Source organism: Acinetobacter sp. YH12072, from assembly GCF_013419565.1.
Lineage (GTDB): Bacteria > Pseudomonadota > Gammaproteobacteria > Pseudomonadales > Moraxellaceae > Acinetobacter.
The window spans coordinates 1-7,764 of sequence record NZ_VOZV01000063.1 but is presented as its reverse complement, the minus strand read 5'-3'; the positions used below and the strand labels follow the sequence as shown (position 1 = coordinate 7,764).

Sequence of the window (7,764 nt, the reverse complement as noted above, 5' to 3'; positions counted from 1 at the left end):
TGGAGAAATCTAGGAGGTATGTTTTGCCTGAGAGGAGGGTTAGAAGTTGCCCAAGAGTTGTGAAAGGTAAACCACTGAAATACCCAAGAAAATGCCAGTCAATTTCTTAACTGACTGGCATTATCCTGATGGGGGCTTTTTTTATAGCGATAAAATACCTGAGCTACCCAATGAAATACTTTGGGATAGGTTATCTAAAATTAAATACAGCTATTTTTAACTGAGATTTCAATGATTTTTATACAATCCTGTTTCTAACCATCAGCTAGATCATGCTATGTTAAGCCAGCGATAACAATAATGATGCTCGACAGGACATCAAGACAAATCTCATGAAGCACTCCCTGCTACGATTCTGGACCCATTTTAAGTATCTGCCTTCTGCCTGGCTGCTATGTCTGCAGTTACTGATTCTGATTCTGTCGATGCTGAGTTATGACAGCGTTTCTTATCGCGCGGGTACATGGATGCTGGGGGTGGTGGTCTTGCTGGTGATTGCCAAGGTAATTCGTCAGACTCCGATGTTTACCATTCTGGGACTCATCTTTGTCGCAGGGGCCATCTTCTTTTCGTCATTAATTGTGTTGGGGCTGCGCTATACCTGGATCATGATCGTCGCGCATCTGTTTGAAGCCAGTGCCTACTTCAGTGCAGCGTATGGCCTGTTACGTTATATGTTTCATGACCGTTATCTGACCAAAGACGAACTATTTGCAGCGGGAGCAGTTTTCACATTGCTGGCTTGGGGCTTTGCTTTTCTCTATAGCATTTGCCAGTTATGGGTACCTTACAGCTTTTCGGACCCAGATCTAAAAGCTTATCAGCCGTGGCTGGATCTGCTCTTTCTGAGCTTTAGTGTGCAGTCTGCTACAGGATTATCTGATGTGATGCCGGTCAGTCCGGTCGCACGGATGCTGGCCATTATCCAGATGTTTGTCGGGGTAATGTATCTGGCCTTAATAGTCTCGCGTCTGATTGCCTTACAGTATATTTCTCATCTTCCTAAACAGACTCATATACAACATAAGCATAGAAAGCCTGAGGAATAGAACGTACAGAGCTGCATAGCTTGGTTACAGTAACTTAACGGCTTTATTTTCCTGAATATTTTAAAATCTTAAGGTCCAAAACGTATCTTTGATCGTAATTCTCTCGATCAGAATGTTTTTACTTATCAATAATGATTCAAGCCTCCCGGCATTCAATCTATTAAAAAAATGGGGGATCTATGCCTTCCAAACCTTCATCCTGGTTTGCCAATATCAATCCGAATGTCTTTATTAGTACAGTGGTGATTATCGCCATTTTTTTGGGACTGGTAATACTGGCACCTGATTCATTCGACCTGTTGACCAAGCAAATGAATGCGTGGATTACCACTTCATTTAGCTGGTTTTATGTCCTCTCCGTGGCGATCTTCCTGATTGTCCTGATTTATATTGCCCTGTCCGATATGGGGAAAATTAAACTCGGGCCCGACCATAGTCAGCCAAAATATAGCCAGGCATCCTGGTTTGCCATGCTGTTTACCGCAGGCATGGGGATCGGCCTGATGTTTTTCGGTGTTGCCGAACCGGTTATGCACTATGTCACACCGCCTGCTGGTGACCCGGAAACTGTACTGGCCGCACAGCAGGCTATTCGCGTGACCTTCTTCCACTGGGGCCTGCATGCCTGGGCGATTTACACCATTGTGGGTCTGTCATTGGCCTATTTTGCGTATCGACATAACCTGCCTTTAAAAGTTCGCTCCGCCTTATATCCACTGATCGGCAACCGGATTCATGGCCCAATCGGAGACGGGGTAGATACTTTTGCCACCTTAGGGACAGTATTTGGGGTTGCGACAACTTTAGGTTTTGGGGTGACTCAGATTAATTCGGGTCTGAATTACCTATTTGGAGTTGAGCAGACCCCCAGTACTCAGGTCATTTTGATTATTGCCGTCACTGTAATGGCATCAATGTCCGTATTTTTTGGTTTGGATAAGGGCATCAAACGCCTGGCTGAACTGAATCTGCTGCTTGCTTTACTGTTACTCATCTTTGTTTTTGTTACCGGTCCAAGTATCTATCTTCTGCAGACCACTATCCAGAATTCTGGACAGTATGTTGCAAACCTGTTCAGTATGACCTTCAATCTGTATGCCTATCAGCCTAGTGGCTGGATTGGTGGCTGGACCATTATGTATTGGGCCTGGTGGATTTCCTGGTCACCATTTGTCGGGATGTTTATTGCCAGAGTATCCGAAGGCCGCAGTATCCGTGAGTTCATTGTTGGGGTTCTACTGATTCCTACCGGATTTACCCTGATCTGGATGGGCTTTATGGGCAATGCTGCATTATTCAGTATCATGCATGAAGCCAATACTAATCTGCTTGAGGCAGTACAACGTGACTCCTCTGTAGCGCTGTTCGAATTTTTAGGTAATCTGCCATTTAATTCAGTCACCAGTATTATTGCTACGGTATTGGTTATCCTGTTCTTTGTCACTTCAGCAGATTCTGGATCATTAGTCACGGATTATCTCACGGCGAAAACCGAGAATTCACCGACTTGGCAGCGTCTGTTCTGGACCGTGTTAATGGCTTTATTGGCCATCATTCTGTTACTGGCAGGTGGGCTGGAAGCCTTGCAGTCGGCTACGATTATGAGTGCCTTACCGTTCACATTCATTATGCTGCTGATTTGCTGGGGACTGATTAAGGCCCTGCATCTGGATGTAACGAAAATGCATGCGCTACAAGCTGCGCGTATTACCCCACGGGCCATTCAGAACCCGCGTAGCTGGCAACAGCGACTCGGTTTAATTATGCATTATCCGCATACGCATAATGAAGTACGTGATTATATTGATACGATGGTCAGTAAAGCCTTTAACAGTTTGCAGGCTGAACTGAAACGTCGTCACATCCAGGTGAAAATCTTTAAACTGGAAGATGGGATCGAGTTACGTGTCGATCATCAGAATGAAATGAACTTTATTTATCAGGTCATTGCTACCCAGACTTTAGCACCGAGCTTTATGCCGGATGCAGATTCTCCGCAATCTTATCAGGCAGAAGTCTTTTTAAGGGAAGGGGGGCAAAATTATGATGTGATGGAATGGACTCAGGAAGATTTAATCCAGGACATCATTGACCAATATGAACGTCATCTGCACTTTTTAAGTCTGGTCCGTTCTCCAGAATAAATATTTGATCCAATAAAAAAGGACGCTGATGCGTCCTTTTTTTATTCAGTGACTAATCAGAAATTAGAAACGGAATTTAGCATTTAAGCCTACAGTTTGTGTATCACGAACTACAGCATTTTGAGCAAGATTTGCTTCGTAGTTTGAGTTCACATAACTAGCACCTACAGCAACTGCTGGAGTGATGAAGTAGTTTACGTTTGCGCCCCAAGCTTTGTCTGGAGAGTTAGCGTAGCTAGATTCCATATAAGATGCACCAACGCTTAATTTAGGGTTGATGTACAAAGTAGTACCTAGATTGTAAGCAGTATCTTCACCATAAACCAAGCCGCTTTCGAAGCCAAGTGACATGTTAGTGCCGTCAATTGCGCCTACATATTTAGTACGAGCAGTGATTGCATCTTGGTCGTCAGCGATTGTTTGAGACTCGATAGCAGCTTTAGCAACGCCGTTGTTGAACATGTTGAAAGCGTCATAAGAAGTTTGGTCTGCAACGCTTGTGTAACCTACAGCTACCAGGAAGTTAGGAATAGGAAGTACACCTACTTCTAATGCATAACGGTCGCCATTGTCATCTGGGTTACCAGCTTTGCTATCAGTGATAGTATGGCTATAAGAAGCGCTTGCATAAGCAGGAACAACTTTAGTTGGGATGTAAGCTTCACCTTTTGCACCAAAAGTATGGTGTACAGTACGATTGCCAGATTCTTGTCCGTTTTCGCCGTATGTATAAGCAGCAGAAACATTAGATGCCTGGTTGATGAAAGCAGCTTCAGCTAAAGGACCTTTAGAAGCGTCTACATCTTTGAAGTAGTAAGTACCTTGAACAGCGCCAGTGAAGTCTTTGTCATTCGCAGTGTTGTCGATGTACTCTGACTGACCTTGAACTTCAAATTGATATGCTTGAGCACCGGTCATGGCTAATAATAAAGCAGTGGCTAAACCGAGTTTTTTCATGATATTTACCATTTTGTTACAAAAGATGTACAACAGAAACGTATTGTATTGTAACAATTTATCAAGTCAATCTGATTTAAAATTGCTATTTTTTTGTGCAAAATCATTGTATTGATTTTGTTTAATAGTCTTCTAATTAGAAAATTTAGTTATTTTAGAAAAAAGCTTAAATAACAATGTTGTATACAAAATAAATTGTTAGATCTAATCAGGAAAATGAATTAATAAAGGATTTTTTGATTGTTTAATTAGTTTGAATAATGGATTTTAATTCAAAAAACCAATTTACTTATCATGAAAATAATCATGTTTACTACACTGAATTTAAGAAAAGCATAAAAACTGTAATATAAAACAAATTTATGAAAGAATTGGTCGGTTTAGCGACAAAATCAGGGTTATAATGTGATGTATTTCACTGTTTTGTCTATAAATTGTGATATGTCATAAATCCTAGTAAATTAATGTGCTTTACATTGTTACCAAATTGACTGATAATAAAAAAATCAGGTTAGAGTTCATGTTTTTACATGATAATTTGACTGATTCTCCACATATTTTTGTTTTTTATCGGCCCAGCTTTCCCCAAGGTTGGGCTTTTTTTTGCCAGAATTTTTTAGAAGCATCAGTCTACGGATTAGTTCATAAAAGAAGATTAGAAAAACTAGTATAGAAAGCCGTCAAAGATGATTCTTAAGTGCACCTTAATGGTGCATTATTTCAATTTAAAAATTGCTTCGTTCTATAAAGTTGCAAAAAAAAACCTCAATTTCTATATAAAATTGAGGTTTTTTCGCCAAAATTTGCGGGTAAATCAAAAAATCTGCTGAGGAATAATTTAACTCGCCCTAATGCAGTGCATTATGCACCTAATTGTTGCACGTGTAAATAGTTCAGAAAGCGAGTTTTTTAATTTTCTTATATTTTAAATTATGAAATTTTCATTCCTATTTATATTTTAGTGATAACAGATGAAAAATCCTGAAAATATAAAGAGTTAAAACCTTTAAGAACATAAGAAAAACCTTCTGAAAATCAAAGCAATTGGGAAGAAATATTGATGATGAGTAGGCGTTTATTTGTATAATCTATCTACTATTAAATGGGGAGTCCTTGATTCATGTGAAGGACTAAAAATCAAGATGAATACTTTGCGCTCTGAGAAAATCAGCAAACATCTGTACTGGTCGATGTCGATCATTATTTTATGTTTATTGTGTATTTGTATTCCCTTGATTATTGATAGTACTCAACATTATTTAAAATCAAAACAAACCTATCAGCAGCTTGATGCCTTACAACAGGTCACCGATCTCGCCAATAAAATCTCCCGTGAACGGGCACCCGCCAACAAAGTAATGTCCAGCTCGGTTGAGGAATTTGCCAAACATCAGCAGGAGTTAAGCGATTACCGTCAGGAAGTCGATCAACAGATGCAGATTACGGCTCAGGCACTCGATCAGGTTGGTTTTAATCACCTAAGCCAGCAACTTTTATCTGAATTGAAACCGAGCTTGCAGAATGGACGTCAGCAGGTCGATCTCTATACTCAAATACCTCGCCCGGAACGTACTGCACAGGAAATGGATCAGGCTATTCTCGCCATGTTTACTGCCTGGGATAGCAGCCGTAAAATTCTGAAAGGAGTAGTGATTGCCTCTGCTACGCCATCTGCCCGTTTGGATAATTACATGAGTGAAATCCTGTTTTTATCTGATCTCAGGGATCAATCGGGTCGGGTAGCGTCAAATGTCATGGCACATGTGACATTTGGAACCCAGATTCCAGAGCAAAACATTACCCGTTCCTTGCAGGTCCAGCATCAGGTACGCTACCTCTGGGATATTATTGATACGCTACAGCCTGTTCAGGACAAAACTGATGAATTTATTCGTTTACATCAACGGGTCGGCACTGAATTTATTCAGCAAGGTTTACCGATTGTGGAGCGACTGATTGAAGATAGCCGCCAGCAGCGTCCTTATTATTTAACTGGAACCCAGCTGACTGAAGCCATTGTAGATAAATTTACAACAGTGATTGATTTGCAGAACTATTTACTGCAATACACCAAAGATGTGGCTATTAAGGAAATGCGCCACAGTCTGAATCATTTGATCTGGACGGTGGCCTTATCTGGAATTTCCCTGATTACGGCAATTTTGACCATGATTTTTGCGCGTAAACGCATCTTTATTCCTTTAATTCGCGCACGTAAAATTTTATTTGATTTGTCCACTGGGTCTGAACGGAAGCAAGCACCATCAAAACTAAAAACAGACCGGCCTACTGAATCCTTATTTACAGCAATTCAAAAACTGCAGCATACGCTGCAAGAGCGTGAAGCATTAGAATTTCGACTGAAAAATATTGCCCATTCCGATTCCCTGACCGGACTGGCTAACCGTTTTGCGCTCGATGAATATATACGTTTTATGGAAACGCATCCGACCCAGTTTAAGCGAACCTGCCTGATGATTATTGATATTGATCATTTTAAACAGGTCAATGATCAATATGGGCATATTATTGGTGATCAGGTTATTCAACTGGTTGCAGAACGCTTAAAAGCCAATGTCCGTGCTTCGGATCTGCTGGTTCGCTATGGCGGTGATGAGTTTCTGGTCCTGATTGAAAATATCGAGATGCAGCATGCTTTCATGCTAGCGAATAAAATCCGGACTGAAGTCGCTGAGCATTCTATTCTGACCTCAGCTGATGAAGATATTCATGTATCGGTGAGTATTGGGGTAGCGATTGGTGCAGAGTCATGGATTGCTTTACTGGAACAGGCCGATGAGGCGTTATTTAAGGCCAAAGCCAAAGGACGTAATGTGGTGGCTGAGGTTTAAACCACTTAACTGAATTTTTTAAGCTAAACAGTCTGAAGAGTCATAATTTTATAATTTATATTGTTAAAAAATAAAGTAAATTTCATTGAAGTTTTTAAAAAATATAAAAATTTAGGGGATCTTAAAATGAGTAAAAATTGTATTTTCTGTCAAATGGTAAAAGGGGAATTGCCATGTCATTTAATCGATGAAAATGATGATTTTATGGCGTTTCTTACTATATTTCCCAATACATTGGGCGCAAGCGTAGTGATTCCAAAACAGCATTATTCCAGCTATGCCTTTGAACTGAGTGACCAGGTGCTGACAAATCTGGTTTTATATACCAAGCAGGTAGCCCTAAAATTGGATCGTTATTTTGATGACGTTGGCCGAACAGCAATGGTGTTCGAGGGATTTGGTGTCGATCATGTGCATGCCAAGCTATTTCCAATGCATCAGACTAAAAATACCCATGAAAAATGGCAGCCAATTAATTCTTCAGTCGATAAGTATTTTGATGCTTATGAGGGCTATATTTCATCGCATGATGCTCGAAGGGCGGATGATCAAGCGCTGGCACAATTGGCTGAAAATATTCGCTCAATCGCATAGTCAAAAATAAAAGCCCCCTCTTTTTAAAAGAGGGGCACTCTCCACTGCTGTCCCATAGTTTGCTTTAAATAAAAAAACCTGAGTCCTAACAGTTAAAATATGAGTGCAAACAAACACTTTAACGACCAGGATTCAGGTTTTGTCACATCAGAATACCGTATTTCATGA

Annotated in this window: 5 protein-coding genes; 4 read left to right on the top strand and 1 reads right to left on the bottom strand. The window is 40.5% G+C overall.

The genetic code is table 11. The annotated features are described in order from the left end of the window. Positions 1-332: 332 nt before the first annotated feature. Both FTU19_RS15540 and FTU19_RS15535 read left to right on the top strand, forming a co-directional pair. Entirely contained in the window at positions 333-1,049 is a 717-nt protein-coding gene (locus FTU19_RS15540; RefSeq protein WP_159123809.1) for an ion channel, read from the top strand. Between the two features lie 179 nt (positions 1,050-1,228). Then, a complete protein-coding gene (locus tag FTU19_RS15535; RefSeq protein ID WP_180068903.1) occupies positions 1,229-3,193 on the top strand; it encodes a choline BCCT transporter BetT in 1,965 nt (654 codons plus the stop codon). 63 nt (positions 3,194-3,256) lie between these two features. On the opposite strand, the gene omp33-36 is transcribed toward FTU19_RS15535, so the two are convergent. Then, complete coding sequence (gene omp33-36 / locus FTU19_RS15530; RefSeq protein ID WP_180068905.1) at positions 3,257-4,150, bottom strand: porin Omp33-36; 894 nt, start codon at positions 4,148-4,150, stop codon at positions 3,257-3,259. 1,142 nt (positions 4,151-5,292) lie between these two features. On the opposite strand from omp33-36, the gene FTU19_RS15525 reads away from it, so the two are divergent. Beyond that, positions 5,293-7,002, top strand: coding sequence for a GGDEF domain-containing protein (locus FTU19_RS15525; RefSeq protein WP_180068907.1), 1,710 nt, complete (start codon positions 5,293-5,295; stop codon positions 7,000-7,002). 126 nt (positions 7,003-7,128) lie between these two features. Beyond that, positions 7,129-7,596, top strand: a complete 468-nt coding sequence (locus tag FTU19_RS15520; RefSeq protein WP_166139514.1) for an HIT family protein — start codon at positions 7,129-7,131, stop codon at positions 7,594-7,596. Positions 7,597-7,764 lie beyond the last annotated feature (168 nt).